Annotated in this window: 1 protein-coding gene; it reads left to right on the top strand. The window is 37.9% G+C overall.

From position 1 onward, the window contains the following. Positions 1-94 precede the first annotated feature (94 nt). The coding region (locus Q0X66_RS15830) for a TonB-dependent receptor (protein ID WP_297708092.1) at positions 95-2,103 on the top strand (2,009 nt) is incomplete at its 3' end.

Below are 2,103 nucleotides of genomic sequence, written 5' to 3'. Positions count from 1 at the left end.
ATAGTAACCTTAATAAAATAAATGTTTAACCTGGAACTAACATGACTTTTACAACCCATAGCGTTCTTTGCGGTTGATAATGTAATTCAACTAAATGAAACGATTATTTATAGCTCTATTACTATGTACTCACTATATGGGTTACACCCAGGAAACAGGGAGTATAGTTGGTAAGCTTACAGATAAAGAGGTAAATAATGAACCCCTTGCATTTGCAAATGTTCTTGTAAAAAATACAACGAAAGGAACTACTTCCGATTTTGATGGCCTTTATGAGATAACCGGGGTTATACCGGGAGAGTATACTCTGGTGTTTAGTTTTTTGGGTTATGAAACACTGGAAATCCCCAATGTAGTTGTCCAGAGTGGTAAAGTTACTCAAGTAAATACAGCTCTGGGTGCGGGTAGTGTTTCCCTCGAGGAGGTAGTAATAACTGTCTCAACGAGTAAGGATTCAGAAATTGCATTACTACTGGATCAAAAAAAGGCTCTTGTTATGCAGGAGGCTATTAGTGCTGAAGCCCTAAAACTTAAGGGAATCGACAATGCCGCAGCCGCTGTAGCTCAAATATCAGGAATATCAAAGCAGCAAGGTTCCAGCAATGTTTATGTAAGAGGTCTTGGAGACAGATACCAGAACACCACCATGAACGGACTTTCGCTTCCTTCAAATGATGTAAATAAGAAAAATATTGATCTGGATATCTTCCAATCAGGTATTATTGAAAATGTATCTGTCAGTAAGGCGTACTCTTCTGCATTCTATGGGGATTTTGCTGCCGGTAATGTTAATATTGATTCTAAAGATTACACAGGAAATGGATATTTAGAAGTTTCGCTGGGTAGCGGACTAAATTCTAATGCGGCAGGTGAAAATTGGGTTCGAAGTGAGGGTCCGAGTAATTTTGGATTCTACAATCGCTATAGTAAAGACCCCTTTAACAGAGTACTGGCGTTTGGGGTAGATCCACAGGATGCATGGAGTCCGGTAAACATTTCAGGAGCAATTGAAGGAGGCTATTCTTTTCCATTTGGTAAAGAATCCCGCCTGAGCTTTTTTGGAGCCGCCTCCTTTGACAATGGCTACGAATTATTGGAAGGGCCGGCACGAGATTATACCAATGTTCTTAAAACCGACTTCCCTAACGTACGGGAATATGCCTATAGCACAACAACCACGGCTTTAGCCAATATAGGGTATAGAATAGATGCCAAAAACGCGGTAAAATTCAGTTCGCTATTTATAAATAATTCTACTGATGCAGTAGGTTATTATGGAATTAACGGTCTTGGAACAAACAGGGACGCTATATTAAATACGGATGAGGGATTTTATGTAATGAACGTTCAGTTTAACCAGGATATGATTTTTGTAAATCAACTTACGGGAATTCACAATTTTGATGATAAACTTTCTCTGGGTTGGGGAATAGGATATAATACGGTGTTTTCTGATGAGCCTGATCGAAAACGAATTACGCTCGAAAATTATCAATTTGCTTTGGATGGTGATTCAAATACGAACCCCGTTTTTTATACAAATATTCCTTTCGATAATCAGAGGTTCTTCCAAAGTATTGAAGACGATGAACTGAATAGTTATATAAATTTAGGTTATGAGGTATCAGATAAGGTAAAATTAAATTTTGGGTATAACGGCAGAACAAAAGAACGAAGGTTCAGTAGTATCAGATATGGATATGAGATACTTGATCGGGACAATACCCCTGTTACTGATGTCAATAATTTCAACGCTATTTTTGATGTTTCCAATATCAATATTCCGGAAGGAAGCGGATTGTATGACCTTATTGTCCTTAATCCAATTTCAGATGAAATAGGAAATAAAAACAGACCCGGTTTACCCGAAAATACCTATACCGGTAATCTTGATATTCATGGAGTCTATGCCTCTGCCGAATTAGGGCTTGGAGAGAAATGGTCTTTAATTCCTGGTTTCAGAGTAGAATCTTTTTCTCAAAAAGTTGAATACGACGTAATAAATATAAGACCAGATGATCCGGGTTTCCGTGAGGTTTATGAGAACATCTATTTACCTAGTTTGAATATCCGTTATGCAGTTAATGATGATTCCAATTTGCG

Source organism: uncultured Eudoraea sp. (assembly GCF_947260015.1).
Lineage (GTDB): Bacteria > Bacteroidota > Bacteroidia > Flavobacteriales > Flavobacteriaceae > Eudoraea.
The sequence above is the reverse complement of the archived record's forward strand: the minus strand, read 5'-3'. Positions and strand labels throughout refer to the sequence as shown.